The organism is Micromonospora sp. NPDC048947 (assembly GCF_040649495.1).
GTDB classification, from domain to species: Bacteria; Actinomycetota; Actinomycetes; order Mycobacteriales; family Micromonosporaceae; genus Micromonospora; species Micromonospora alfalfae.
This window is the reverse complement of sequence record NZ_JBEZFO010000029.1, coordinates 13,572-38,717: the sequence shown is the minus strand read 5'-3', so window position 1 is coordinate 38,717 and position 25,146 is coordinate 13,572. Positions and strand designations below refer to the sequence as shown.

Below are 25,146 nucleotides of genomic sequence, written 5' to 3'. Positions count from 1 at the left end.
CTCGGCCGTGCCGTACGGTCGGTCGCCGCACGGCATGGCCGACGCCCTACTGCTGTTTGGCCGCGATCTCACACACCTCATGCACGCTGCGCACGGCGCTGTCCCAGGTCAGCGAGGTGCGGAAGTGGGTGACGGCACCGTGGCTCAGGCCGGCGTAGCGGTCGGAGAAGGCCAACAGGTTCGCGACCTCGTCGGCGTACTGCGCCGCCGAGGCGTCGACAGGCAGGAGGATTCCGCTGTGGCCCTGCCGAACGGCATCCGGTACGCCGTCGACCGCGCTGCCCAGCGACGGGAGGGCGTACGCCGCGGCCTCGGCGAACACGATGCCGAACGGCTCGTTCCGGGTGGGGAGGACGAACAGGTCGGCCGCCCGGTACAGGCTGTCGAGCTTCGCGCTGTCCTCGGCGCTGTCCTTGTTCAGGAACCCGTGGTAGGTGACGTGGTCCCGCTGCCACGAACTGTCCGGCGGTCGGACGCCCACCACGTCGAGATGGACCGGGACGCCCCGTCGGCGCAATTCGTCGGCGATGAGCACACACCGGTCCATGCCCTTTCGCTCCCACTCGACGCCCACGGCGAGAAGCCGGGGGAGGGCCCCGATCCGAAGCTTCGGCTGCGCCTCCGCGCCGACCCGATTGGCGCCGAAACCGATGCGGTGGACCCGGGACGGGGTGAGGCGGTACCGGGACAGGGCGTCTTCGTACGCGACCGTCGAGGACATGATGACCGCGGCCATCTCACGCAACGACGTTCCCTCGATCGGCTCGACCTGGCGTCGGGTTCGTTCGGAGAGGCGCTGCCAGTGCGGCGCTTTGTCCATCCGCTGCGCGTAGGTGGCGTCGGTCCAGATCACGGCGGGAATGTCACCGTCCTCGACGCCCAACGTGTGCCAGCCAAGCAGGAGGAGGACGTCGGCGTTCGCCCGCCGCGCCTGCGCCTGCACCTCTCGCGTCATCCGTCGGACGAGCCACGGCTCCACCTCCCAGTTCACCTTCAACCGTGCCCGTTTCGACGCCGCCGCGACCACCTTGCCGGAACGCACGAGCAACGGCGAGGGCTCGTCGAGCACCACGCAGTCGGCGTCGAGGTCCCGCATGGTGCGGACGACGTTGGCCGGGATTCCGGACCAGGTGAGGATGTCGTCGGCGCGTCCCTCGGCCGTGCAGATGGCTATTCTCATGGCGAGGATTGTGCCGCAGGCCCTCCATCGGCCCGATGACGCCTCACGCGCCGCTTCGGCGACGTCGTCTAGTCCGCGAGGACCGGCACCAGGGCCTCCTCAAGCAGCGGTGCCAGCTTGCGGGCGTACTCCGCGGTGACGTGGTTCCGGTCCCGGCGGACGACTACCCCGCCGACGAAGATCGGGCACCGCTCGGAGACGCAGAACCAGTCCGCCGTGGCGATGTGCCACGAGCCCCGGGCGCTCCAGACGCGGCGGTCAACCCTGCCGTACGACTGATCCTCCTGGGACAGCGTCGAGATGCAATCCGGGGGTGCGGAGAGCCGGGTGATGCACGTCCTCGGGTCCAGCCCCACCGGCGGCGGTTGCAGGGCGACGATCCTCCCTGCCGCCGCCAGCCACCGTTCCCGAGCGGTACGGGTGGCCTGTTCCCATTCGGTCAGTGACGCGCGCTGACCGGCTTTGGTGAACCGTTGGTGATAGGCGTTGCTGACGACAACCAGCTCGGGTTCGAGTTTCGTGACGAGGGTCCGTACCGTCTCCCGATGGCCCGGACAGGATCGGGTGATGTCGTCGATGGGGGAGACGGTGTCCGCGGCGAGGAAGGGACAGCCGGCGTAGGTCAGGTCCCGGACCACCCACCCGGCCGGCTCGAGAGCCGCGCGGACCAGGGGAAGCCAGGCCGCACCGATGGAGTCGCCGACCACGACGGCCAACCGGCGGGGGCGCGGTGCGGTGACCGCGCAGTCGTTGCCGTCCGGGACGGCCGGCCGGCATCCCCGCCCGTCGCCATCCGTAAAGACCAGCCGATCCAACTTGCCCGGGGGAGGCGTCAACACCGGCCATTCCGCGACGTCCAGCGCCGTACGGATCTGGGCTTCCAACTGGTCCTGCGACGTGATCGCCACCGGGTGCGCGGCGACCTCCGGCGAGGGCGTGCGGACCGTCACCGTGGCGACCACAGCCACAGTGGCAGCCAGTGCTGTCAGGCCGGCGGCCCGCCGGATCAGCGTTGTGCGGGTCCGGCGGCGCGGCGTTGCTGTCCGCCGGCCCTCCAACCACGACGATCTGCGGATCGGGTCCTCAACCAAGTGGTAGGAGAGCACGGAGAGCAGCGCCGTACCGCCGAGCGTGAGGATGGGTACGGTGTGCCGGCCGGCGGGCAGCGCAGCACCGATCAGAACGAACAGGGGGAAGTGCCACAGGTAGAGGGAGTAGGAGATGTCGCCGACGTACCGTGCGGCCCGGTTGGTCAAGGGAAACATCAGCCGTTGCCCACCGACGCCGCCCGCGATGACCAAGGCCGCCGAGATCACCGACAGGATGGCGCCCGGGACCGGAAAAGGGGTCTGCGCGGAGACGGTGAAGAGCGAGACGGCAAGGCCGGTCAACCCGAGCCACTGGTACGCGGGGCGAGCCGGCGCCGGTATGCGGGCCAGCAGCGGCGTCGCCACGGCGAGCAGCGCGCCGACTCCCAATTCCCAGGCGCGGGAGAAGGTCGAGAAGTAGGCGACCGTCGGGCGATGGCCGACCTCCCAGAGGGCGAACACGATCGAGCCGACGACGACCGCGCCCAGGACCGCCCCCGTCGCCCACTGGGACGCGCTCCCGGCCCGACCCCACCGTACGGCGGCGTGCAACACCAGCACGAGCAACAACGGCCAGACGAGGTAGAACTGCTCCTCTACCGACAGCGACCAGTAGTGCCGTAGCGGCGAGACGGGGCCGTCGGTCTGCCAGTAGTCGGTGCCCACGGAGGCGAACCGCCAGTTGGACGCGAACAGTCCGGCCCAGAGTGCGTCCCACGCCGTGGACCGGAAGCGGTCGCCCAGGAACAGCAGCGACGAAGCGACGTACGTGCACACCAGGACCAGCACCGCCATGGGCATGATCCGCCGCACCCGGCGCCGGTAGAAGTCCGCGAAGGAGACTCGTCCCGTCCGATCGTGTTCCTTGAGCAGCAGGCTCGTGATCAGGAAGCCGGAGATGACGAAGAAGACGTCGACGCCGACGAAGCCACCGGCCGGCCAGCCGAGGACGTGTTCGAGGATCACCACCACGACCGCTACGGCTCGCAGTCCCTGGATGTCCGCGCGGAAGCCCGTGCCGGGTGTCCCGGAATGCCGAGAGGCGACACGAGGATCCGGCGTCACGAGGGGACCTGACGACATCGGGTGCTTCCTTCGTTGTGCGTCTACCGGACCCTGCGACTCAGTCTCGCGCGTCAGCCGTGGCATGACCGATGCGGTGATCGCTGGAAAGGCGGCGAAGCGCTGCCAGCGGTTCCGGTCGGTCGGCGGTCTCCACCGGTGCCTCCGTTGGTGGAGGTCCCGCCGGTGCGGTCGTTGACGTGGTCAGCATCATCGTGATGAAGATCCAGGTCAGTCCGTCGACGGAGAGCGGGTTCCAGACGACCTCGGTGAACGAGTAGATGACGAAGAGCGCCACGGGCGCCTTGGCGGAGAAGGCCCGACCGTCGGTGACCCTCCCATGCAGCAGGGCCGTCAACCAGAGGCCCCACAGGGTCAGCGCGACCAGGCCCCCGGAAAAGATGACCAGCACGTATCCCGAGTGGAAGAAGTGGTACGGCGCCTCGCCGATGTCCCTGAGGTAGTACCACTTCGAGACACCGACACCGGTGACCTCCGAGTTGGCGATGTAGTCGCGGGCGTGGACCCAGATGTTGCCGCGATTGCTCAGCGTGGTCTTCGACGCGCTCCAGGTCAGGTAGGTGGCCATGCCGACGCATCCGACCACCACTGCCACGCAGAGCGCGAAGTTGATCTGCGGGTACGCGCGCCGCCGCTCGAGCAGCCAAGCACCGACCACCCATACGCCCACCGCGGCGATGGCCAGGTAGCTGGTCCGGGATCCGGTGGCGACGATGATCAGCAGGCAGTACCCCGCCGCGGCCAACAGTCGTGTCCGGCTCAGGCTGTAGACAGCGGCGACCAGGGTGAAAGACGCGATCATGGCGACGTAGTTCTCGGAGTTGTAGAAGCTCTTGAACAGCGCCCCCGCAAGCGAGCACTTATCCAGCTTTCCGGTGGTGCAGGCCCGCCATGCCTGGTCGTAGAGGGCGGTCGGGATCGTCATTACCGACAGGACGGCCAGCCCGGTGTAGGCCATCGCCCCGATGCTCAGGGTGACCCGCGCCGCCATCAGCCATACCGCGAGCAGCACCAGCCCCGCGGCACCGTACGCGGGCAGCCGTGAGCCGTACACGCCGGCGCCGGCGAGGGCGTCGACGACGAGGCACCAGATCAGTACCGCCCCGGCCATCGCCAGACTGATCCGCTGCCAGACGCCGACGGGGCCGCGCAGCCGCCCTCGCCGCGCGACGACCAGCCACCCGAGAAGACCGAGCAGCAGCAGGCCAATGATCAAGGACGAGCGGTCCTCGGCGAGCGCCGGCGCGGCGTTGGCAAGCACCGCGAAGGCGATGAGTGCGACAGCGACCCCTTTGTCACCGAAGGCGGCGACGACCGCCCGCCGGGTCCAGATCAGCCATGCGGCCACCATGACGCCACTGATGCTCAGCAGAACGCCGAAGAGCGTGGTCACGTCATACCCCTTCCGTGCGGTGCTCGGTGCGGGTGCCGTCCGGGTCGCGTCGCAGGGCGACGACGAGGCACCCCCACAGCAGGACGGCGAGCAGAGCGTCGCACACCAGACTCGACACCACCGCACCCTGCCACCCGTACGCCGGAATCAGCCACACGTTCAGGCCGGCGTTCACCACTCCGACCGCGATCTGAGCGACGGTGCGGCGTCCCTGCATCCGGGCACCGGAAAGGGTATCGGCGGCGAGGTAGTGGATCGCCTTCAGCACCAGCAGCGCGCTCAGGCCCTGCAGGGCGAGGGTGGCGGCCTCGTACTCGGGGCCGAAGACCACCGGCATCATCCAGGCGAACGCGACGAGCAGGAGAGATGCCGGCACGCTGAACGCCAGGTAGCGCGGCAGCAACTTACGCGTGAGCCGCAGTGCGGATCGAGGGCCGTTGCGCCCCGCCTCGAAGAAGCTGGGGTACGCGACAGCACCCATCGAGCGGGCCGGCGTGTACGCGAAGTCGACAACGCGGTATGCCGCGGCGTAGATGGCCGCGCTCTCCGTGGTCCCCAGCTTGGAGAGCATCACCTTGTCGAGGTCGTTGTAGACAGTCTGGGCCGACAGACCCACGGCGAACAGCATGCCGGTCCGCGCCTGCGCCAACGATCCCCGGACCTCCAGCGGAGTCCGACCTGACCCACGCAGGCCACCCAGGACCACTGCCACGCACACCGCCGTCGACAACAGCACCGAGGTCACGGCCCAGGCGTGCAGGGTGACTGGTCCGGCTGCCGCGGCCAACGCGATGACCCCAACCAACCGGGCGACCTGTAGCAACGCGGGGATGACGGAGGCGAGCAGAATCCGACCTCGTGCCTGCACGGACGCGCCAACGGCCTCGATGAGACGCCAGGCCACCAGATCGGCGAAAGCCAGACAGAAGAGGTCGATCAGGCTCGTCTGGGCACCCCAGATCAGCGCTCCCGCCGCAGCGATCAGCACTGTCGCGCCAGCCCCGAACATCACCGACAGCAGCAGCCCTCGGACCAGATGGCGGGCCCACTCGGCGGGCGCGTCGGCGTGGCTCTGGAAGATCAGGCTTGGTGCACCGGCCGACGCGAACGGCGACACGACCGCCACCAGGGCCGTGATGCCGACGAAGAGGCCGTACGTGTCGATGGGCATCTCCCGCGCCAGCAGCACGAAGAGTGCCCCCTGCGCGAGGGTCCGCAGCAGGGTTCCCACGAAGAAGGTGCCGGACTTGCGCAGAAAGGCGTCACCCCGGCGAGGCGCCCGGTGCCGTGGTGACGCGCTGCGGTCCGGCTCGCCCACGAGGTCGACCGCTCCTTGGGCGAGGGTCATCGTCGTACCGCCTCCACCCATTGTCGGCTGATTCCGGCCGGATCGAAGGCGACCGAGCGGGCGTGCCAGGCCTTCTCGAACTCGACGGGCCCGGGCCGGCCGTAACCCGTCAGGTGCCCGATCGCCTCGGCGAGGGCGGTCGAGGTCGGTGCCGTCGTCAGCACGCCCGGCACCAGGTCCGGCACCATCTCGTCGACGGCGGACACCGGCATCGCGGCGACCGGCAGACCCACTTCGGCTGCCTCCACGAGGCTGAAACCGAAGGTCTCCGCCAGCGACGGGTGAACGAGCAGGTCCGCGTCGGCCAGCAACCCGCGGACGTCGGGGATCCGGCCGAGGAAGGTCACCCGATCCGCCAAGCCGCGCTCGCGCACCCGGGTCTCCAGCAGTGTCCGCTCCTCGCCGTCTCCGGCAAGCGTCAGGTGGTAGGCGGTGGGCAGCTCCGCGAGCGCGTCGATCGCGCACAGGTGGTTCTTCAGGGGGCGCAGCGCGCCGGTGGTGACCAACCGGATCCGCGCCGGGTCGGCGATTGGCCGGGGCGGGACGAACGGCGCGGTCGGCACCGGATTGGGGATCGTGACGACGCGTGACCCGGAGTGGAGATTGCGCACCGTCCGGGCCACCCCGTCGGACACGGCCACGACGAGCCGCGGCCGGAGAGCACCGAACCCGGACGCGCGGGCGAGCATCCGCACCCGACGGTCGGCCCGCATCCGCTCGGGCAGCAGCGAGTGCTCCCAGGCGATGAACGTCCGAGATGAGCCAGCCAGAGCCGCCCCGACGGGCACGCTGCCCCACAAACCGCTGGCGACGACCTCCACGTCCGGCGGCAGGCTCCGCAACCGGCGGCGCAGCGGGGGGACAGCTTCCACCAGGCGGGTGAGCCGCGACCCGAGGTCCAGGGTGTCGACACGGAGATCGTCGAGCCCCTGCGGGACTCCCCGGGACAGGACGGTCGCGGACACCTCCACGCCGTGACGTGCGAGCCCACGCATCACCAGGACCGCGGCCCGCTCCATGCCGTAGTACGGCTCGAGCTGCGGCAGTACGAAGTGCAGACGCATCAGTGTGGCCGTTCGGTATCAAGCGGTCGAGTGGGGCTGCTGGGGGCCTTCGACTTGCGCATGGCGACCCGTTCCAGGGTCGACCGGGGTACGAGCCCGAGCGCCGCCAGCACCGCGTTCCGGGCGGACGGAGGCGAGTTGCGGCGGATCGCCCGCACCATCTCCCGTACGCCCTCCCGGTCTCGGGCCTGGAGAGCGTAGCGGAGGGTCTGGGCCGCGATGAAGTCCGAGAAGGTCCCCGGCGCCCACACTCCCTCCCAGCGCTGGGCCCAGTGCCACGAGGTACGCCAGTCGGCGCCGGCCGAGATCGACCCGGGGCTGCCCACCGTGTAGACGGCGGTCGCCTCCTCCACCTGGACGATCTTCACCCGGGGCAGCCGGGCGACCCGGACCAGCCAGTCCCAGTCCTGGTGTCGGGGGAGCGTCTCGTCCCAGCGGCACTCGGTCGCCAATTCGTACGTGGTCAGGAGCGTCGACGTGGGCAGCGACTGCCGGCCGATGCCGAGGTGACGGCGGCGGAACAGGTAGTCCTCGGGCAGCATGCCGTCGGGGATCACCTCGGCGGGGGCCGGTGCCGGCAGCGGCGCGGCGCCGTCCTTGCGTTGGAGGATCCGGGATGACACGACGGGGCGGAACCCGGCCGCCGCGACCCGCTCGAGCGCTGGCACCTGTGCCGCCAGCTTGGTCGGCAGCCAGGTGTCGTCGTCGTCGAGGAACGCGACGTGGCTGCCCGGGATGGCGTGGGTGACTCCGAGGTTGCGGGCGTACGACCCGCGCCGGCCACCGCCGGTGCAGACCACCCGGTCGATGTGCTGCCCCAGGTTCCGCACTGTCTGCGGCACCTCCGGGGTGTCACAGACGACCACGATGTGCACGGATGTGCCCTGCTGGGATCGGGCGGAGAGCACCGCGTCGGCGATGCTGGGGCGGCCCGTGGTGGGGATCACGACGGATACGTTCGGCATTACGTTCTCCATGCGTTGGGGGTACGACCGGCACACGGCCGCCGGGTACGGCCGTTGGCCGTACCCGGCGGTGTGCCGGTGCGTGGGCGGATCAGCGGCCGCCGGCGCGGAACACCTCGGTCACCGTACGGAGCACCACCTTGACGTCGAGCCAGAGGGACCAGTTCTCGATGTAGTAGTTGTCGAAGCGGGCCCGGTCGGAGATCGGGGTGTCGCCGCGCAACCCGCTGACCTGCGCCAGGCCGGTGAGCCCGACCGGGACGCGGTGGCGCATCGCGTACTGGGGGTATTCGGCCGAGAACTTCTCGACGAAGTAGGGACGCTCGGGCCGGGGGCCGACCACGCTCATGTCGCCGCGGAGGATGTTCCAGAGCTGCGGGAGCTCGTCGAGGGAGGTCCTGCGCATGATCCGACCGATCGGCCCCACCCGCCGGTCGTTGGCGATGGACCAGTTGGTCTGCGACTCGTGCTCGTCGACGGGGCGCATGGACCGGAACTTGATGATGTTGAAAGGTCGGCCGAACCGACCGATCCGCTCCTGGTAGAAGAAGATGCCGGGGCCGCCGTCGATGAGCGTGGCGACAGCGCAGATGAGGAGCACCGGGCTCAGCAGGAGCAGCGCCACCGAGGCGAACGCGATGTCCGACGCGCGCTTGAGCGCGGACTGCGGGCCGGAGAGGGTGATGTCGCCGATGCTGACGACCGGGACCGCGCCGATGTGGTCGCCGTGCGAACGGGACCCCCAGAGGGGGGTGGCCGCCCACAGGTCGCACTCTGCCGTCCGTGGCCGGGCCAGGATCTCCATGAGTGAGGTCTCGGAGCAGCTCGCGTCCGCGACGATCACCACGTCGCACTCGCGCAGCCGTACCAGGCTGTCGAGGTCGTCGAGGGACCCGATCAGCGGCAGCGCCGACGGGCCGTCCGGGGTGTCGACACAACCCACGAAGCGCAGGCCGTACTGGGGGTAGCGGCGCAGGAGCCGGGCGAGTTCCACGGCGGTGGGGCCACTGCCGACGATGATGGTGTTGTGCTCGACCCACCGGCGCTTGCGGGCGACGATGGCGAATTCGCGGGTGACAGCCCGCCCGAGGATGACCAGCCCCGCCGACGCGGCGACCCCCCGGGTGAAGCTGAAGACGTACTCGGCGGACTCGTGACGCATCGCCGCGACGATGGCGACAGCGGACGCCGCGGCCAGCAGACGCCCGCAGAGGCTCGGCACCTCGTCGAGGAAGCTCACGTGACGTCGTGCCCGGTAGAGGCCGCCGCTGGCGAAGACGATCACGGTCAGGACCGTCATGGCCAGCGTTCCGCGCCAGTACTGCTGAGTGACCAGCAGCGGCGTCAGCAGTGCCAGGACGTCGACCGGCGCTGTCATCATCCAGGCCCGCAGCCACCGGGTCCGGGTGGAGGCGCGTGAGCCGGCGTACGGCAGGACGGCGGTCGTGTCCAGGCCAGCGCGAGGCTCGTGCTCTACAGGCGCAGGCGCAGGCGCAGGCGCAGGCGCAGGCGCTGGCGCTGGCGCGGGTGCGGGTGCGGGTGCCGGCGCGGCCGAGCGCCGGTCGGCGGGCGACGGCACGGCCGGAGTCTGGTGACCCGAAGTCTGGTGACCGGGAGGCTGGTAACCGGAAGTCTGGAAACCGGGAGGCTGGTAGCTGGCCGGCTGGTAGCCGGGGAACTGGTAGGCGGGAGGGCGACTCCCGCCGAAGCTCCCCTCGTCGTCGCCCTCACCGTCGCCCTGGGCATCGGTGGCGTTGCCGTCGCGGTCATCGGCCGCTACCGGCCGATGCCACATGGCGGGCTGATTGGACATTATGGACCTCCCCGTGAGGGCCGGCTGACCTGGCCGGCCCGTAAATCGAGACAAGGCGACGGCCGGCAACAGCCACCGGCCGGGTGTTACTTGGCGCTGGCGAGGATCTCGGTGACGGAGTCACGGCGCACGGCATCGTAGAAGGTCTTTGCCTTCTCGGTGTTCGCGAAGACGACGCTCTCGCTGCCCACTCGGCCAGTGCCCTTCGTCGGGCTGGTGACGAAGGTGAGGTTACGGCCGCGAAGGCTCCGCAGGTCTGTCGCCATGCTGACGAGCGACATGTTCTCGTCCACCGACACGGCGCTCGAGGTCGCCTTGACGAAGGAGTTGAGCCGCCCGGGATTGGTGACGATGCCGCCGGACACGGCCTTGTCGAGGATGGCCTTGATGACCTGCTGCTGGTGACGGATGCGGGCGAAGTCGCCGTCGGCGAACTGTTTGCGCTGGCGGGAGTAGTCCAGCGCCGTCTCACCGTCCATCCGCTGCATTCCCTGTTCGAACTTGCGGAACGGCGGGTGGATCGACGTGAACGACTTCTCCGCGTTGATGTCGACGCCGTCCAGGGCGTCGATGATTTCCTTGAAGCCAGCGAAGTCGATAATCATGACGTGGTCGATTCGCACCGTGGTGAACGATTCGACTGTTTGCACCATCAGCGGAATGCCACCCCAGGCGTACGCTGCGTTGATCTTCGCATCGCGGCCGCCGTGCCCGCCGTTCTTGGCCTTCGGCACGTTCACCCAGGTGTCCCGAGGGATCGAGACGAGCTGCGCGCTGGCCCGGTCCTTCGGGATGTGCGCGACGATGATGGTGTCGGTGCGCGAGCCACCCGTGCTCTCCGGGTCGCGGGAATCGCTCCCCAGGATCAGGATGTTCATCGCGCCGTTGGCCACCGCCTGCGGACGTCCCTCCTCGGGAACGTCGGCGAAGGCATCCACCCGGTCGATGTCCTTCTCGACCGAGCGGAGATAGAGGGCGCCACCGATCATGCTGCCGCCGCCCAGGATCGCTGCGACTACCAGGCAGATGACGAGGACGCGACGCCAGCGAGGGCCACGACGTCGCCTCTTGCCTCCGGCCGGGACATCCTCGTACGGGTCGACTGCGTGTGGATCGACGAACTCGGTGTCGGCATCGGTGTACCGCTGAGCACCAGACATGCCGGCGATGCTACTGATTGCGCGTCCCTGTCGTGCACCCTCGTCCTTTCGGGTATCGCGTGCCTGCCGACCGGTGCGACGAACCCGGCCCTGCGTTCGGACGGACTGCCGGTAACGCCGGCCCGGGAGCGCTTTGCAGGCCCTATTCTGCCGCCCCGGCGGGAGGACGGAAACGACGTGGTCATCGGCTTTCGCGATGACCTCCCGCCGCCGCCCGAACCCTGCTACAACGGCACCCGTGGATCGAATCAAGCTCCGACGGGCCGTCGCGCGTACCCCACTCGCCCCGATTGCCGCCTTTCCCAAGCGGCTTCGCACTGTCGCGCGGCACGACGCCAAGGTGCTGCGCCGCTCGGCGCGCTGGCTGCTGACCTCCCGCGAGCACCACAACTACACGTACGACCTCACCTCGTTGAGCCACAATCACCTCGCCTGGTTCGTCAGCGTGGTCTGCGACATCCCGATCAAGCAGGTACGGGCGTACCTCGGCGAGATCGAGTCGGACGACGGCCTGCGCCAGCACCTCCTGGCGGCGATCGCCGCCTCCGACCGGCGCGGCCTCGCCGACAAAAAGATCCGCTACGCCAGACGGATCGGCTGGTACGCCATCGTCCGTGCCACCCGCCCCACCCACGTCGTCGAGACCGGTGTCGACAAGGGACTCGGCAGCGTCGTCCTGGCGTCCGCCCTGCTGCGCAACGCCCAGGAGGGGCACCCGGGCCGGGTCACCTCACTGGACATCAACCCCGAGGCCGGCTACCTCGCCCGGGTCGCGCCATGGTCGGACGTCGTCGACCTGGTCATCGGCGACTCGATCGCCTCGATCGGCGCGCTGGACCGCCCGGTCGACCTGTTCCTGCACGACAGCGACCACAGCCGTGCCCACGAGAAGCGTGAGTTCAACGCCGTGGAGCCCAAGCTCGCCCCCGGCGCGATCCTGCTCACCGACAACGTCACCAGCACCAACGTGCTCGCCGAGCACGCCGAACGCACCGGCCGGCGGTTCCTCGCCTACCGGGAGACCCCAGCCGACCACTGGTACCCGGGCGACGGGATCGGCGTGGCATGGTAGCCGGGTGCGGCTGACCTCGATCCACACGTACCCCGTCAAGGGTTGTCACCGGCTCGACCACGACGGCGCGTTCGTGCACCAGTGGGGCCTGGCCGGCGACCGGCGCTGGATGGTCGTGGACGCCGACGGCGTCGGCGTCACCCAGCGGGACACGGCCCGGCTCGTCAACCTGCGCGCCGCCGTGCGCCCCGGGGGCCTGTCGCTGCGCGCCGACGGGCAACCCGACCTCGACGTGCCGGAGCCGACCGCCGGTGAAGCGGTACCGGTCCGTACCTTCCGCAGCCGCACCTTCCCGGTCCCCGCGCTGCCGGCCGGCCAGGCGGCCGACGACTGGCTCGGCGCCCTGCTCGGCCGACCGGTCCGACTGGTCTGGCTGGCCCAGCCGACCCGCCACCTGGCCGCCGGGACCCGCGAACACGACACCGGTGACCAGGTCAGTTTCGCCGACGCCTACCCGGTGCTGCTGACGAACGCCGCTTCCCTCGACGCCCTCAACGACTGGCTGGCCGAAGCGGGGGAGGAACCGGTGCCGATGACCCGGTTCCGACCCAACCTGGTCGTCGACGGTGCGCCGGCCTGGGCCGAGGACGACTGGGTGGGCCGGCGCCTGCGCATCGGCGAGCGGATGTTCCAGGCCGCCGGACCGTGCGACCGCTGCGTGGTGACCACCACCGACCAGGAGACCGGGGTACGCACCAAGGAACCGCTGCGCACCCTCGGGCGGCACCGCAACGTCAGGCAGAAACTCCTCTTCGGACTCAACCTGGTGCCGCTCGACAGCGGACCCCTCGCGGTGGACGCCCCGATCGTCATCGCGCCCTGAGCGGGGCGGCCGACCGGCAATCGGCACCCCACGGTCACCGTCCGTCGATGCTGTCTTAGCTTTGGCTTAGCCCGCTTGTCGGCACCGATCGGGTCCGGCAGCATCGCCGTCGTGACGGACGGAAGCGCTGTCGACATCAACATCGACCTGGACCATCCTCCAGAGGACCGGCCCGCGCCGTCGTCCGGCGCGAAGCCCTGGCTGGTCGCCACCGGCGTCACCATCCTCGCGGCGACTCTCGGACTCACCCTCACGCTGCGCTCCGGCTCCACCCCGGCCTGCGCCGCCGGTCGGATGCTGGCCGCCGCGCCGCCCACCGGCAACGCCACACACACCGGCAAGGCCACCTTCTACGACTCCAAGGGTGCCGGCGGCAACTGCTCGGCCCCGGCCGCCCCGGCCAACCGGCTCTACGTCGCGCTCGGTCCGACGGAATACTCCGCCGGTGCCGCCTGCGGTGGATTCCTCGACGTCGTCGGCCCCAAGGGCACCGTCCGGGTGCTCATCATGGACCAGTGCCCGGAGTGCGAGCCCGGCCACCTCGACCTGTCCCGCGAGGCGTTCGCCCGGATCGCCGACCCCGTCCAGGGCCTCGTTCCGGTCACCTACCGCGCGGTGGTCAACCCACCGCTGCCCGGACCACTCACCTTCCGGATCAAGGAAGGCGCGTCGCAGTGGTGGTTCGCCGTCCGCGTCGGCAACCACGGCAACCCGCTGCGGTCCGTCGAGGTCCGGCAGCGTGACAGCGACCCCTGGCAGTCGGCCGCCCGGCAGGACTACAACTACTGGCTGATCGCCTCCGGCGCCGGGCCGGGCCCGTTCAACGTCCGGGTCACCGACGTGTACGGCAACCGGGTCACCGTCGGCGGCATCCGAATGGCGCCGGGCCAGGTGCAGAACAGCACGGTACGGATGTACGCACCCGGTGGCGGGGCCGCCACGCGTCGCCCGTCCGCGTCGCCCCGACCGCCGAGCAGCCGACCCACCGTCACGCCGACGCCGACTCGTCGGCCGGTCGAGGTGGCGAGGACGAGCGCCCCGGCCACCGACGCGCCGACCACCAGCTCGGCCCGGGCCAACGCCCGGTGGTGCGAGGGCTGACCGCTCAGTCGGCCACCCTCAGATCGAGCCACATCAGAATCTCGTCCCGGTCGTCATCGGGAGCGACCCGCAACGCGCCCGGCAGCCGGCCGACCTCCCGGTACCCGAGGCGGCCGTAGAACTTGTCCAACCCCAGCCCGTCGCGCACCGTGACGTGCAGCGCCTCGTGGCCAAACGCCCTGCCCAGTCGGGCGGCCTCCACCATCAGCGCCGAGCCGTAGCCGGTGCCCTGGGTGTCCGGGTGGACCATCACCCGCTTCAGCACACACCAGTGCGCAGTGAGCGGAAAACGGTTGTCACTGAAGATCAGCATTGCCGTCAGCCGGTCCCCGGAGTAGCCGACCAGCAGCCGGTCCGGTCCGTCGGCGATGCCGGCGAAGGTCGGATCGGCGGTGACGAGCACGTCGGTGGCGGTGACCGGTGGCACGAAACCGACCGCCCCACCGGCGTTGCTGACGTCCACCCAGAGGTCGACGATCTCGGCACGCAGCTGCGGGGTCAGGTCAGGATCGAGGACGAAGCGCAGACTCACGCTCGCCATCCTGACCCGACGACCAGGCCCATGACCCGCGACAGTGACGCGCCCGACAACCGCCGTTCAGCACGTGTTCCTGATTGTCTGTGCGGGAGAGGGGATTCGAACCCCCACATCCTTCCGGATACAGGTTCCTAAGACCTGCGCGGCTGCCATTACGCCACTCCCGCCAACTCCCTGAGTCTAGAGTGTCTGGCTGCGACGGTGTTGAGCCCGGCCTCCTTGAGAAGGGTCGAGATCGTGCCGTGACCAACTCTGTATCCTCCGCCGGGCAGATCGCGAAGAATGCCGGACAGCCGCTTCGGCCCGACATCCGGGTGCTTCAGCGCCTGTTCTATCACCGCCGCACGGTGAGCCCTCGAACGCCAACTGCGATTCGGACGTGGTCTCAACACTCCGTCCTGCTCCAGTCTTCGCCGAACCTTGTGCAGATACGCCGGGGTCCAGCCCCACTGCCGTGCCGCCTGCGTGGCCGTCACCTGCTGGGCATCGACCTGACCGAACAGGTCGACGACTTCCTGGCGAGTGGCCAGTCGGCGATCGGAGCTGGACGCGCCGTCGTCGCGTTCCCTCCCATCGGTCGGCGTCGCGACGATGAGATCAGCAGCTCGGTTCCGACGGCCGGCATAGGTGTCGGTCTGGCTGTGGCAGTTCGGGCAGAGGATCCGCAGGTTCGGTGGCCGGTTGTCGAGGAAATCCCCGTTGATGTGGTCGACGTGCAGAATGAGCGACTCGCCCCGCCACACCGGCCCTATTCCGCCCCCCTCGCACTCCTCCAGCACGCCGATTGTGCCCAGCGCCCACTTCAACCGCGCGCCGGGCGTCCGTCGGGACCCGACGGGCAGCACGACCAGGAGCTGCGCGGATGTGGTGCGCCGTTCGCCAGCCCGCCCCTTGTTGTGTGCCTGCCTCGTGAAGTGCGACGTGTCGATGCCGAATCTCTTGAGCTGTCGGCTGATGTGTGCGTGCGAGCCACCGCTGACGCGAACGCCGAGCAACCGCATCACCTCGGTGATGTTGTGTGCGGCGGCGGCAGCGGCGGCCAGCGCTTCGGGCGTGTATTTGTATCGAACCACTGACGGACTGTAGCGAAACGGTCCGACAGGTCAGTCCAGGCCGAGGTCGCGGCGGAGCTTGGCGACGTGCCCGGTGGCCTTGACGTTGTAGAGCGCCCGCTCGACCTTGCCGTCGGCGTCGATCACGAACGTCGAGCGGATCACGCCGGTGACGGTCTTGCCGTAGAGCTGCTTCTCGCCGTACGCGCCGTAGGCGGTCAGCACGGCCTTGTCCGGGTCCGACACCAGCGGGAAGGTGATGGCGTCGCGCTCGCGGAACTTCGCCAGCTTCTCCGGCTTGTCCGGGGAGATGCCGACGACCTCGTAGCCGGCGGCCTGGAGTGAGGCGAGCGAGTCGCGGAAGTCGCAGGCCTGCTTGGTGCAGCCGGGGGTCATCGCGGCCGGGTAGGCGTACAGGACGACCTTGCGACCCCGCAGGTCGGCGAGGGAGAGCTGGTCGCCGGTGTCGGTGGCGAGGGTGAACTCGGGCGCGGGGTCACCGGGGGAGAGGCGGTCGGGCGAGGTCATGGTCCCGACCCTACCGCCGTGGCGGCGAGCGCTGCCGCCGACGGGACGCGTCGGCGGGCCTGACCTGGAGTGATCAAGCCCATGCGTTGTTGCCAGAGTCTGGCAACAACGACGGTTGGGAAATAGGCTGACCCACGCCGGCCCGGTCGGGCCCGCTGACGCGTGGGAGGTCGCGTGGAGACACTGGCGATGCACATCTCGAACGGGATCATCGACGGTCCCGTGGCAGCGATCTTCGCTGCGCTCGCTCTTGCCGCGCTCACCGCCTGCGTTCTGCGCGGCCGGCGCGACCTGGACGACCGGCTGGCCCCGATGGCCGGCCTGGTGGCGGCGTTCATCTTCGCCGTCCAGATGCTCAACTTCCCGATCTTCACGGCCGGTGTCAGTGGTCACCTGCTCGGGGGCGCGCTCGCCGCCATGCTGGTCGGCCCGTGGGTCGGCGCGCTCTGCGTGGCAGTGGTGCTGGTCGTGCAGGCGCTGATCTTCGGCGACGGCGGCGTGGCGATGCTCGGCCTCAACATCACGAACATGGCGTTGCTCGGCACCGCCGCGGCGTACGCGCTGATCGCGCTGCTGCTGCGGGTGCTGCCCCGCACGCGGGCCGGTCTGGCAGTGACCGCGTTCGTCGCCGCGACGCTCAGCGTGGTGGTGGCGTCGCAGGGCTTCGTCCTGGAGTACTGGCTGGGTGGCACCACCGACCTGGGCAACAACCTGGGTGGCCTGGCCGGCACGATGGCCGGCGTCCACCTGCTGATCGGCATCGGCGAGGGCCTGATCACCGCGACCACTGTGCTCACCGTCGCGAAGGTACGCCCCGACCTGGTGTACGCGCTGCGATCCCTGCGCGCGCCCGCCGCCCCCGCCGTCCCGGTCGCCGGAGGTGTCCGATGAAGAACCGCTCCTGGGCCTTCCTGGCCGGCGGCCTGCTGGTCGCCCTGCTGCTCGCCGGCGTGGTGAGCAACTACGCCTCCTCGCACCCGGATGGGCTGGACTCGTCACTGCTCAAGGGCTGCACAGTTGACGCCGACGACAACATCGTCGGGGGTAGCTGCCCGGCCCAGCAGGCCCGTGACCACGAGTTGGCCGACAGCCCGCTCGCCGACTACGGCGTCCGGGGCGTGCGGAACAGCTTCGTCTCCACCGGCCTCTCCGGGGTGCTCGGGGTGCTGGTCACCTTCGCGATCGGGGCCGGCGGGTTCTGGCTGCTGCGGCGTCGAGGTGGCGCCCCGACCGATGCTGACGCGGCGACGCCCACCGAGGGCGACTCCGTGACGTCCGGCGACGTTCGTCGCCGCGCCGACGCGGCCAGCTGAGCAGGGGTACGCGGATGGGGGCCGGTCACGGGCACGTGCTGTACCGCGAGTCGGACTCGCCGGTGCACCGGCTCCCGCCCGAGGTCAAGATCGTGGCGATGGTGGTCTTCACCCTTGCCGTGGTGGCCACCCCACGCGAGGCGTTCTGGGCCTTCGGCGCGTACGCCGTGCTGGTGGCGGCGGTGGCGGCGCTGGCCCGGGTGGGCCCACGGTGGTTGCTCAGCCGGGCGCTGATCGAGCTGCCGTTCGTGCTGTTCGCGGTGGCACTGCCGTTCCTCGGCAGCGGCGACCGGGTCGAGGTGCTGGGCCTGCGGCTGTCCGAGGACGGGCTGCACGGCGCGTGGAACATCCTGGCCAAGGGCACCCTGGGGGTGCTCGCCTCGCTGCTGCTCGCCGCTACCACCACCACCCGGGACCTGATCGTGGGGCTGGACCGGCTGCACTGCCCGCAGGTGCTCACCCAGATCGCCACGTTCATGCTGCGCTACCTCGACGTGCTGGTCGGCGAGGCACGGCGGATGCGGGTGGCCCGGATCTCCCGGGGCGACGACCCGCGCTTCCTGTGGCAGTTGCGCGGCTTCGCCGCCGGGGTCGGGGCGTTGTTCCTGCGCGCCTTCGAGCGTGGCGAGCGGGTCTATCTCGCGATGCTGTCCCGGGGCTACACCGGGCGGATGCCCGCCGTGTGGCAGGGCGAGGGCGCGGCGAGCGCTGGTCAGTGGCTGGTAGCGGCGACGGTGCCGGTGTTGGCGGCCTCCATCGCCGCCACCGCCGTCGTGCTGTCATGATCGGTGTCGTGCAGACCGCTGTCTCACTGGACGTTCGGGGCGTTCGCTACGCGTACCCGGACGGGCACGTCGCCCTTCAGGGGGTCGACCTGAACGTGCCGCGTGGCGACCGGGTGGCGCTGCTCGGGCCCAACGGCGCCGGCAAGACCACCCTGGTGCTGCACCTCAACGGCATCCTCACCCCGACCGAGGGCAGTGTGAGCGTCGGCGGGCTGACTGTCACCCCGGATCGGGCCACCCTGGCCGAGGTACGCCGCCGGGTGGGCATCGTCTTCCAGGACCCGGACGACCAGTTGTTCCTGCCCACGGTGGCGGAGGATGTGGCGTTCGGGCCGGCGAACCTGGGTCTGCGCGGGGCCGAGTTGGCCGCCCGGGTGGACGAGGCGCTCGCCGCGGTGGGGATGAGTGAGCATCGGGACCGGGCCCCGCAGCACCTGTCGTTCGGGCAGCGCCGCCGGGTGGCGGTGGCCACGGTGCTCGCCATGCACCCGGAGATCCTGGTGCTCGACGAGCCGTCGTCGAACCTGGACCCGGCGGCACGTCGGGAACTCGCCGAGATCCTGCGCGGCCTCCCGGTGACCCTGCTGATGGTCACCCACGACCTGCCGTACGCGGCGGAGTTGTGCGAGCGTTCGGTGATCCTGGACGACGGCCGGATCGTCGCCGACGCCCCCACCCGCACTCTGCTCAACGACACCCCGCTGCTGGCGAAGCACCGCCTGGAACTCCCCTACGGCTTCACCCCGCAGCCGTAAACCCACCCTCAGCGGCCCACCCTCACCCCGCCCCGCCCGCGCCCGCGCCGATCTTGCACTTTCTGTCCCCGCCTTCCGGGGCGAAAGCCGCATATGGCCAACCCAAAGTGCAAGATCGGCGGCGCGGGGCGCGGCGCGGGGCGGCGCGGAGCGCGGGGCGCGGCGCGGGGCGGGGTGGGGCGGTTAGGGGGTGGGGGTTCGGGCGGGTGCTGCGGTGGTGGTGCGGGAGGTGGCGTGTAGGCGCAGGATGCCGGCGGCTGTCGCGCCCGCGCCGGTGATCAGAAAGAGCGCCACCATCACCCGGGCGGCCACTGCTGACCAGGGCACCGGGGCGATGGCGTTGGCGAACACGGCGGCGTTCGACGCTCCGGCGAAGAGCGCCAGGCAGGCCCCGGCCAACGCGGTCACGAAGTCGGCGGCCGGGCGGCGGCTCAGCGCGTACCAACCGGCGGCGATCGCGCCGAGGCCGGTGAGCAGGGACCAGATCTGCCCGGAGAGCAGCCCGACCAGCACGCCGCCCACGCCCTGGGCGCCAGCGTCCAACTCCCGTCCCACCGGGTACCCGACGGCCACCACGCCGCCGACGATCAGCAACACGCCGAGCGTGGACAGCGCGCGTGCGCCGGCCGGGGCGGTGGCGGCGAACAGGCCGAGCGCGCCCACCGCGAGCAGCCCCACGATGGTCACGGCCCACCAGGTGTACGCGTCCGGCGGCGGCACCCAGTCCAGCGTGCCGCCGATGGCCACCGGGTCGGTGCCGTCGCGCAGGGGGATGGTCCAGTCCCGGACCCGGTGCTCGCGGTCCGGTGCGGCGCGTACCGCGGCCGGTGGTGCCGACTCCTGCCACAGCGCGCGCTGGTCGTGCCAGCGCGCGGTGGTGCCGTCGTCGATCCGTTTCCAGGAGGGTGCGGCGGCCGGGTCTGCCTCGGCCGGGAGCGCGGTGTCCCCGGCGATGGTGCGGTTCAGGTACGTGGCGGGGGAGTGGCTGTTCTCGAAGACCCCGTCCGGGCCGACGCGTAGGTACGGCTCACCGGAGTAGCCGATGACCTCGATGGCACGGCCGGTGCGGTTGGTCAGTTCCAGTCGGGCGCCCGCCTCGATGACGCGTACCTCAAGCCCTGGCCGCGCCGGTGCGACCCCTGTGGTCCGGGTGCGGTAGTCGGTGCCGTCCGGTGCGTCCGCGCCGTGCGCGGCGGCGGGCGCCGCGCTGATCACCGTCACCAGGCCGGCTGCGGCGGCGATCAGGCCGGCGCGGCTCAGCAGGGTACGAATCACTTGCCGGCCGCCGCCACTGCTGCGGTGAGAGCGTCCGGGGTGGGGTTCTCGACCTGTTGACCGTTGACCTTCACGGTCGGGGTGCCGGTGACGTTGCTCCGGCTGGCGTCGTCGGTGACGTGTTCGGTCCAGGTCCGGTACGTCTCGTCCTTCACGCAGCCGCCGAAGGAGCCCCGGTCGAGGCCCACGCTGGTGCCGATGTCGATGAGCTGGTCGTCGGTGAGCCCGGCGCTGCCCTCCGGCGGCTGCTGGGCGAAGAGCGCCTTGGCGTACTCGTGGTACTTGCCGTCCGCCGCCGCGCAGCCGGAGGCGGCCGAGGAGCGGGTGGAGTACTGGGTGGTGGAGAAACGGTTGAGGTACGCGACCGGGTGGTAGACCACTGTCGCCTTGTTCTCGGCCACCAACTGTTCGAGCGTCGAGCCGCTGGTCTGTTCGAACTGCTTGCAGGCCGGGCAGAGGAAGTCCTCGTAGACGTCGACCGTGACGGGCCCGCCGCCGGTGACGATTCCGGTGCCGTCCGCGTTGGCGCCGGGTGGCGTGGTGAAGCTGTCGGAACGCTGGTTGGACCAGACGACCCACCCGACGACGCCGGCGATGACCAGGACGACGACTGCGGCGGCGGAGACCCAGATCGTGCGGCGGCGCCGCCGCTCGCGGGCCAACTGCTCGCGGACCACCCGGGCGGCGTCCCGCTGCCCCTTGCGACTACTCATCCTCGTCCTCCACAACGGGTTCGCCGGACAGCCACCCGTCCACCGATACCGGCGTACGCGGCCAGATCAGCAGAAATCCGGCCAGCACCAAGAATCCCAGGTCCCGGAGGATCTCCGGGAGGTAACTGGGTGCTTGCCCCGCCGCCAACTGCCCGCCGCTGCCGAAGCAGCCGCAGTCGATGGCCAGCCCACGCGTCCAGGCCGAGGCGATCCCCGCGATGAAGACCACCAGCAGCGCGGCGGACACCCCGGCGACGAGCCTGGTGGCCAGCCCGAGCAGCAGCAGCACACCCAACGCCAGCTCGACGAAGGGCAGGGCCGCGCCGATCACCGTCGCCACGTCGTACGGCATCACCTGGTACGCGTTGACCGCCCGCCCGGAGGCGGCGAGATCGCTGACCTTCGACGCGCCGGCGACCAACCAGACGGCGGCGAGGCCGAGCCGGGCCGCGATGCCGAGCCACGGGCGGACCAGTGGCCAACGGCCGCCCCGGGTGGAAGGTGCTGTCACGCTCATTTGTCGTCCCGTCCGCGCCGGAAGTTCCGCGTTCAGCCGGTCAGGGCGTCGCCGACCGCCTCGACCAGGTCGTCGCGGGCCCGGGCGACCCGGGAACGGATGGTGCCGACAGGCACCCCTTCGACGGCGGCGGCCTCGGCGTACGACAGGCCGAGCAGTTGGGTCAGCACGAACGCGGAGCGGCGGTCGGGGCCGAGGCGGCGGACCAGGTCGGCGGCGCCGAGCTGACCGGCCGGGTCCGGGTGCGGTCGGTCGGTGTACGCGTTCGCCGCCAGGCGCTCGTCGAGGCGCCGACGCCTGACGACAGTGCGCAGGTGGTCGGCGCAGGCCCGGCGGGCGATGCCGAGCAACCAGGTGCGGACGCTGGAGCGACCCTCGAAGGCGGGGAGGGCACGGAACGCCCGAAGGTAGGTCTCCTGGGTCAGGTCGTCGGCGCTGTCCGGGTCGACCAGGGCGGCGGCGAACCGCCAGACGTCGGCCTGGGTCAGCCGGACGAACGCCGCCTGGGCGGTGGGGTCACCGTCGCGGGCGGTCAGCGCCCACCCGGTTGCCGGGTCCCGGGCGACCTCGTCGACCGGTTCTGCCGGAGCGGCGGCACCGGGGTCACGCGGGACAGGGATCACGACACATCAGGTTACGCGGCAGCCGGCGGCGCGTCAGGGTCGTTCGGCCCGTGGATGGTCTGCGCCACGTCGGGAACTTTTCCCCGATCCGGGCCGACTACCACTTCATGACGTGCGACAACCGACGCGCCCACCCCCCTCGGGTCGCCGAATGGGACACCCATCGGCGACCATGGCCGGCATGACTGTCGCCCCCCGCCGCTGGGCCGCCAGGCTGGCCGCAGCCGCCGGCCTCCTGGTCACCGTCGTCGCCTTGTTGATCGCGCCAGCCACTTCCGCGAGCGCCCACGCGGTGCTGGAGAGCAGCAGCCCGGCCGCCGCCTCCATCGTGCCGAGCGGGCCGTCCGAGGTGGTCCTCACGTTCAGCGAGTCGGTCCGCAAGGTGCCCGGCAAGATCCGCGTCATCGCGCCGGACGGTTCCCGGGCCGACCGGGGTGAACCGTCGTTCAACGGCGGTGTGGTGACCATTCCGGTGGACCCGGCCGGTGCCCGCGGCACCTACCTGGTCAGCTTCCGGGTGATCTCCGCCGACAGCCATCCGGTCTCCGGGGCGTACACCTACTCGGTCGGCGCACCCTCGACCCCACCCGTCGACTCCGGCACTGACAGCCGCGCCAACCCGGTGGTGGGCACGGCGGTGAAGGTGGCCCGCTTCCTCGGCTATGCGGGCCTGGTGCTGCTGGTCGGGCCGGCGCTGGTGCTCGCCGCGCTCTGGCCGCGACGGCTCTCCCGGCGGGGGCCGACCCGGCTGGCCTGGACCGGCCTCGGTCTGGTTGCCTTCGCCACAGTCGCCGACCTGTGGTTGCAGGTGCCCTACACGGCCGGCGGTGGTCTCTTCGACGTCACCGGCGAGGGGTTCGGCAGCGTGTTCGGCAGTGCCTTCGGCGCCGCCCACCTGGTCCGACTCGGCCTGCTGGCGGCGTCCGTCTTCCTGCTCCGCCCGCTGCTGGCCCGGCCCGCCGGCCGCGCGGACGCGATCATCCTGGCCGTGCTCGGTGGCGCCGCCCTGCTGACCTGGCCGCTGGCCGGGCACCCGGCGGCCTCCCCGGCGCCGGCGGTCTCCGTGGTGGTCGACGCGGTCCACCTGGGCAGCATGGCGGTCTGGCTGGGCGGTCTGCTCATGCTCGCCGTCTTCCTGCTGCGCCAGGCCGACGAGCGGGAGTTGGGCGCGATCCTGCCGATCTGGTCGCGCTGGGCGGCGCTCGCCGTCTCGGCGCTGCTGCTGGCCGGCACCGTCCAGGCGCTGATCGAGGTGGCCACCCCGCAGGCGCTCTTCGACACCACGTACGGGCGCTTGCTGCTCGCCAAGATCGGGTTGTTCGCGCTGGTCATCGCCGTTGCCGCGTACTCCCGGAAGTTGGTGCGCAGCCGCGTCGCGGCGCAACGCCCGGCACCGGTGCGCCGGGCGGTCCTGGTGGAGTTGGCCGTCACAGTGGTGGTGCTGGCCGTGTCCGCCACGCTCGTGCAGACCACGCCCGCCCGCACCGCCGCGGCCGGCCCGTCCGCCGGGGCCGAGGCCGGCTTCTTCAGCACCAGGCTGTCCAGCCCGCTGCTGACCGTCGAGGTCGAGGTGAGCCCGGCCGAGCGGGGCAACAACTCGGTGCACCTGTACGCGTACGACAAGGCCAACCAGCCACTGCTGGTCGCGGAGTGGAAGGCGACGGTCGCGCTGCCCTCGGCCGGGATCGAGCCGATCGAGGTGCCGTTGCTCCGGTTGACCGACAGTCACGCCTACGGCGACATCAGCCTGCCGACCCCCGGCGAGTGGCAGCTGAAGATCACCGCCCGAACGACCGACATCGACCAGGCCACGGTGACCGCCACCGTGCCCATCCGTTAGAGAGGTTCGCGAAACCCATGACCCGATTCCGGCGTACCGCAACCGCCGCTGCCGCCCTGGCGTTCACCGCCGCCGCCACCGCTGTGCTCGGCTTTGCCGGACCGGCGTCCGCGCACGTCACGGTGAACCCGAAGGAGGCGACCCAGGGTGGCTACGCCCGGGTGGCGTTCCGGGTGCCCAACGAGAGCGACAGCGCGTCGACCATCAAGCTGGAGGTGGTGCTGCCGGAGAACGCCCCGGTCGGCTCGGTGTCGACGATGCCGGTGCCCGGCTGGACTGTCGCCACGGAGAAGCGCAAGGTGGACCCGCCGATCGAGGTGCACGGCAGTCAGCTCACCGAGGCGGTCTCCAAGATCACCTGGACGGCCTCCGGTGACGCGGGGGTGAAGCCGGGTCAGTTCCAGGAGTTCCCTGTCTCGCTGGGGCCGCTGCCGCAGGTCGACTCGATGGTCTTCAAGGTCCTGCAGACCTACTCGGACGGCAACATCTCGCGGTGGATCGACGAACCGGCGCCGGGTGCCGAGGAGCCGGAGCACCCGGCCCCGGTGCTCACCCTGGCCGCCGCGGCGGCGCCGTCGGGTTCGGCGTCGCCGGCCGCAGCCGTCGCCTCGCCCGACGACGATGACGACGACGACGGCAACGGGCTCGCTGTCGGCCTCGGTGTGGCCGGTCTCGTCGCCGGTCTGGCCGGCCTGGTGCTGGGCGGGCTCGCGTTCACGCGTACCCGTCGGGAGCCGGTCGCCAAGGCCTGACCCTGTTCACCCGCTGGCCCGCCGGATCTTCCGGCGGGCCAGCGTGCTTTTCGGAGTCGATGTCGGCCGTGCCGTGGATATCCCCTGATCAGACGGTGTACGTCGGTAAGGTCGGCCGGGTGTTTGGCTACGGAGGGGGGACGGTGCGGATGCGGTTCGTGCGGGTGATCGCCGGAGTGCTGCTGTTGGTGGTGGGAATTCCGGCGCTGTTCGCCGGTGGCGGGCTGTGGCTGGTGACCCGACACACCGACCCGGACGGGTCCTTCGCCGCCCGTTTCGAAACGGTCCGCACCCCCGGTCACGCGATCGTCGTCACCGACCTCGACCGGTTGCTGCGGCAGGAGGCGCCCTTCGCGCGTACCGAG

General features: G+C 70.8%; 24 protein-coding genes and 1 tRNA gene. 9 read left to right on the top strand and 16 right to left on the bottom strand.

Translation table 11 applies throughout. The features are described 5' to 3' along the window. Positions 1–46: 46 nt before the first annotated feature. The 8 genes from AB0B98_RS30560 to AB0B98_RS30525 all read right to left on the bottom strand — a co-directional run bounded on the left by AB0B98_RS30560 (position 47) and on the right by AB0B98_RS30525 (position 10,923). Positions 47–1,180: a glycosyltransferase family 4 protein gene (locus AB0B98_RS30560; protein ID WP_357367080.1), complete on the bottom strand. Its 1,134-nt coding sequence runs from the start codon at positions 1,178–1,180 to the stop codon at positions 47–49. A gap of 68 nt (positions 1,181–1,248) precedes the next feature. Further along, positions 1,249–3,351, bottom strand: coding sequence for an acyltransferase family protein (locus tag AB0B98_RS30555; RefSeq protein ID WP_357367078.1), 2,103 nt, complete (start codon positions 3,349–3,351; stop codon positions 1,249–1,251). A 40-nt stretch (positions 3,352–3,391) separates the two neighbouring features. Further along, positions 3,392–4,744 carry an O-antigen ligase family protein gene (locus tag AB0B98_RS30550; RefSeq protein ID WP_238683400.1) on the bottom strand — a complete coding sequence of 451 codons (1,353 nt, stop codon included), beginning with the start codon at positions 4,742–4,744 and terminating at the stop codon, positions 3,392–3,394. Position 4,745: 1 nt separating this feature from the next. Further along, positions 4,746–6,092, bottom strand: a complete 1,347-nt coding sequence (locus AB0B98_RS30545) for a polysaccharide biosynthesis C-terminal domain-containing protein (protein ID WP_357367076.1) — start codon at positions 6,090–6,092, stop codon at positions 4,746–4,748. Beyond that, positions 6,089–7,156: a glycosyltransferase gene (locus AB0B98_RS30540; RefSeq protein WP_357367074.1), complete on the bottom strand. Its 1,068-nt coding sequence runs from the start codon at positions 7,154–7,156 to the stop codon at positions 6,089–6,091. Before AB0B98_RS30540 ends, AB0B98_RS30545 begins: the two co-directional genes overlap by 4 nt. Further along, complete coding sequence (locus AB0B98_RS30535; protein WP_357367072.1) at positions 7,156–8,121, bottom strand: glycosyltransferase family A protein; 966 nt, start codon at positions 8,119–8,121, stop codon at positions 7,156–7,158. The genes AB0B98_RS30540 and AB0B98_RS30535 overlap by 1 nt, the downstream gene beginning before the upstream one ends. A 91-nt stretch (positions 8,122–8,212) precedes the next feature. Next, positions 8,213–9,934, bottom strand: a complete 1,722-nt coding sequence (locus AB0B98_RS30530) for a sugar transferase (RefSeq protein ID WP_357367070.1) — start codon at positions 9,932–9,934, stop codon at positions 8,213–8,215. An 86-nt stretch (positions 9,935–10,020) separates the two neighbouring features. Beyond that, positions 10,021–10,923, bottom strand: coding sequence for an LCP family protein (locus AB0B98_RS30525; protein WP_238671075.1), 903 nt, complete (start codon positions 10,921–10,923; stop codon positions 10,021–10,023). Between the two features lie 409 nt (positions 10,924–11,332). On the opposite strand from AB0B98_RS30525, the gene AB0B98_RS30520 reads away from it, so the two are divergent. The 3 genes from AB0B98_RS30520 to AB0B98_RS30510 all read left to right on the top strand — a co-directional run bounded on the left by AB0B98_RS30520 (position 11,333) and on the right by AB0B98_RS30510 (position 14,090). Further along, positions 11,333–12,166, top strand: coding sequence for a class I SAM-dependent methyltransferase (locus AB0B98_RS30520; RefSeq protein WP_357367068.1), 834 nt, complete (start codon positions 11,333–11,335; stop codon positions 12,164–12,166). A 4-nt stretch (positions 12,167–12,170) separates the two neighbouring features. Beyond that, positions 12,171–12,989, top strand: coding sequence for an MOSC N-terminal beta barrel domain-containing protein (locus tag AB0B98_RS30515; RefSeq protein WP_357367066.1), 819 nt, complete (start codon positions 12,171–12,173; stop codon positions 12,987–12,989). Between the two features lie 111 nt (positions 12,990–13,100). Continuing rightward, positions 13,101–14,090 (top strand): expansin EXLX1 family cellulose-binding protein, encoded by a 990-nt coding sequence (locus AB0B98_RS30510; protein ID WP_357367064.1) that lies wholly within the window; start codon positions 13,101–13,103, stop codon positions 14,088–14,090. A gap of 4 nt (positions 14,091–14,094) precedes the next feature. On the opposite strand, the gene AB0B98_RS30505 is transcribed toward AB0B98_RS30510, so the two are convergent. The 4 genes from AB0B98_RS30505 to bcp all read right to left on the bottom strand — a co-directional run bounded on the left by AB0B98_RS30505 (position 14,095) and on the right by bcp (position 16,208). Next, positions 14,095–14,622 carry a GNAT family N-acetyltransferase gene (locus AB0B98_RS30505; RefSeq protein ID WP_357367063.1) on the bottom strand — a complete coding sequence of 176 codons (528 nt, stop codon included), beginning with the start codon at positions 14,620–14,622 and terminating at the stop codon, positions 14,095–14,097. A gap of 90 nt (positions 14,623–14,712) precedes the next feature. Continuing rightward, positions 14,713–14,795: transfer RNA gene (locus AB0B98_RS30500), tRNA-Leu, on the bottom strand. Continuing rightward, positions 14,781–15,701 carry an HNH endonuclease gene (locus tag AB0B98_RS30495; protein ID WP_357367061.1) on the bottom strand — a complete coding sequence of 307 codons (921 nt, stop codon included), beginning with the start codon at positions 15,699–15,701 and terminating at the stop codon, positions 14,781–14,783. The genes AB0B98_RS30500 and AB0B98_RS30495 overlap by 15 nt, the downstream gene beginning before the upstream one ends. A gap of 30 nt (positions 15,702–15,731) precedes the next feature. Continuing rightward, complete coding sequence (gene bcp, locus AB0B98_RS30490; RefSeq protein WP_124855233.1) at positions 15,732–16,208, bottom strand: thioredoxin-dependent thiol peroxidase; 477 nt, start codon at positions 16,206–16,208, stop codon at positions 15,732–15,734. A 174-nt stretch (positions 16,209–16,382) separates the two neighbouring features. Between bcp and AB0B98_RS30485 the strand changes: the two genes are divergently transcribed. The 4 genes from AB0B98_RS30485 to AB0B98_RS30470 are packed head-to-tail and all read left to right on the top strand — an operon-like array spanning position 16,383 to position 19,061. Then, positions 16,383–17,099 carry an energy-coupling factor ABC transporter permease gene (locus tag AB0B98_RS30485; protein WP_112582195.1) on the top strand — a complete coding sequence of 239 codons (717 nt, stop codon included), beginning with the start codon at positions 16,383–16,385 and terminating at the stop codon, positions 17,097–17,099. Continuing rightward, complete coding sequence (locus tag AB0B98_RS30480; RefSeq protein ID WP_357367059.1) at positions 17,096–17,521, top strand: PDGLE domain-containing protein; 426 nt, start codon at positions 17,096–17,098, stop codon at positions 17,519–17,521. Before AB0B98_RS30485 ends, AB0B98_RS30480 begins: the two co-directional genes overlap by 4 nt. 14 nt (positions 17,522–17,535) lie before the next feature. Beyond that, the gene (cbiQ, locus tag AB0B98_RS30475) at positions 17,536–18,306 is read left to right on the top strand and encodes a cobalt ECF transporter T component CbiQ (RefSeq protein WP_238670920.1); all 771 of its coding nucleotides are present in this window, start codon (positions 17,536–17,538) and stop codon (positions 18,304–18,306) included. Beyond that, a complete protein-coding gene (locus tag AB0B98_RS30470) occupies positions 18,303–19,061 on the top strand; it encodes an ABC transporter ATP-binding protein (protein WP_238670921.1) in 759 nt (252 codons plus the stop codon). The genes cbiQ and AB0B98_RS30470 overlap by 4 nt, the downstream gene beginning before the upstream one ends. 183 nt (positions 19,062–19,244) lie before the next feature. Here AB0B98_RS30470 and AB0B98_RS30465 read toward each other — a convergent pair whose 3' ends face one another. The 4 genes from AB0B98_RS30465 to AB0B98_RS30450 are packed head-to-tail and all read right to left on the bottom strand — an operon-like array spanning position 19,245 to position 22,189. After that, positions 19,245–20,336: a hypothetical protein gene (locus AB0B98_RS30465; RefSeq protein ID WP_357367057.1), complete on the bottom strand. Its 1,092-nt coding sequence runs from the start codon at positions 20,334–20,336 to the stop codon at positions 19,245–19,247. Beyond that, positions 20,333–21,049, bottom strand: a complete 717-nt coding sequence (locus AB0B98_RS30460; RefSeq protein ID WP_238670923.1) for a thioredoxin domain-containing protein — start codon at positions 21,047–21,049, stop codon at positions 20,333–20,335. Before AB0B98_RS30460 ends, AB0B98_RS30465 begins: the two co-directional genes overlap by 4 nt. After that, positions 21,042–21,566: a MauE/DoxX family redox-associated membrane protein gene (locus AB0B98_RS30455; protein ID WP_238670924.1), complete on the bottom strand. Its 525-nt coding sequence runs from the start codon at positions 21,564–21,566 to the stop codon at positions 21,042–21,044. Before AB0B98_RS30455 ends, AB0B98_RS30460 begins: the two co-directional genes overlap by 8 nt. Positions 21,567–21,598: 32 nt before the next feature. Further along, entirely contained in the window at positions 21,599–22,189 is a 591-nt protein-coding gene (locus AB0B98_RS30450) for a sigma-70 family RNA polymerase sigma factor (RefSeq protein ID WP_357367055.1), read from the bottom strand. Positions 22,190–22,361: 172 nt separating this feature from the next. On the opposite strand from AB0B98_RS30450, the gene AB0B98_RS30445 reads away from it, so the two are divergent. Further along, complete coding sequence (locus AB0B98_RS30445) at positions 22,362–24,029, top strand: copper resistance protein CopC (protein ID WP_238671076.1); 1,668 nt, start codon at positions 22,362–22,364, stop codon at positions 24,027–24,029. A 17-nt stretch (positions 24,030–24,046) separates the two neighbouring features. Further along, positions 24,047–24,781 (top strand): YcnI family protein, encoded by a 735-nt coding sequence (locus AB0B98_RS30440; protein ID WP_357367053.1) that lies wholly within the window; start codon positions 24,047–24,049, stop codon positions 24,779–24,781. Positions 24,782–25,146 lie beyond the last annotated feature (365 nt).

Bases quoted from the DNA above. Each gene is read 5' to 3' on its own strand.
- AB0B98_RS30560 (WP_357367080.1), bottom strand. From the start codon at position 1,180: ATGAGAATAGCCATCTGCACGGCCGAGGGACGCGCCGACGACATCCTC.
- AB0B98_RS30555 (WP_357367078.1), bottom strand. From the start codon at position 3,351: ATGTCGTCAGGTCCCCTCGTGACGCCGGATCCTCGTGTCGCCTCTCGG.
- AB0B98_RS30545 (WP_357367076.1), bottom strand. From the start codon at position 6,092: ATGACCCTCGCCCAAGGAGCGGTCGACCTCGTGGGCGAGCCGGACCGC.
- AB0B98_RS30540 (WP_357367074.1), bottom strand. From the start codon at position 7,156: ATGCGTCTGCACTTCGTACTGCCGCAGCTCGAGCCGTACTACGGCATG.
- AB0B98_RS30535 (WP_357367072.1), bottom strand. From the start codon at position 8,121: ATGCCGAACGTATCCGTCGTGATCCCCACCACGGGCCGCCCCAGCATC.
- AB0B98_RS30530 (WP_357367070.1), bottom strand. From the start codon at position 9,934: ATGTCCAATCAGCCCGCCATGTGGCATCGGCCGGTAGCGGCCGATGAC.
- AB0B98_RS30525 (WP_238671075.1), bottom strand. From the start codon at position 10,923: ATGATCGGTGGCGCCCTCTATCTCCGCTCGGTCGAGAAGGACATCGAC.
- bcp (WP_124855233.1), bottom strand. From the start codon at position 16,208: ATGACCTCGCCCGACCGCCTCTCCCCCGGTGACCCCGCGCCCGAGTTC.
- AB0B98_RS30480 (WP_357367059.1), top strand. From the start codon at position 17,096: ATGAAGAACCGCTCCTGGGCCTTCCTGGCCGGCGGCCTGCTGGTCGCC.
- cbiQ (WP_238670920.1), top strand. From the start codon at position 17,536: ATGGGGGCCGGTCACGGGCACGTGCTGTACCGCGAGTCGGACTCGCCG.
- AB0B98_RS30470 (WP_238670921.1), top strand. From the start codon at position 18,303: ATGATCGGTGTCGTGCAGACCGCTGTCTCACTGGACGTTCGGGGCGTT.
- AB0B98_RS30460 (WP_238670923.1), bottom strand. From the start codon at position 21,049: ATGAGTAGTCGCAAGGGGCAGCGGGACGCCGCCCGGGTGGTCCGCGAG.
- AB0B98_RS30455 (WP_238670924.1), bottom strand. From the start codon at position 21,566: ATGAGCGTGACAGCACCTTCCACCCGGGGCGGCCGTTGGCCACTGGTC.
- AB0B98_RS30445 (WP_238671076.1), top strand. From the start codon at position 22,362: ATGGCCGGCATGACTGTCGCCCCCCGCCGCTGGGCCGCCAGGCTGGCC.
- AB0B98_RS30440 (WP_357367053.1), top strand. From the start codon at position 24,047: ATGACCCGATTCCGGCGTACCGCAACCGCCGCTGCCGCCCTGGCGTTC.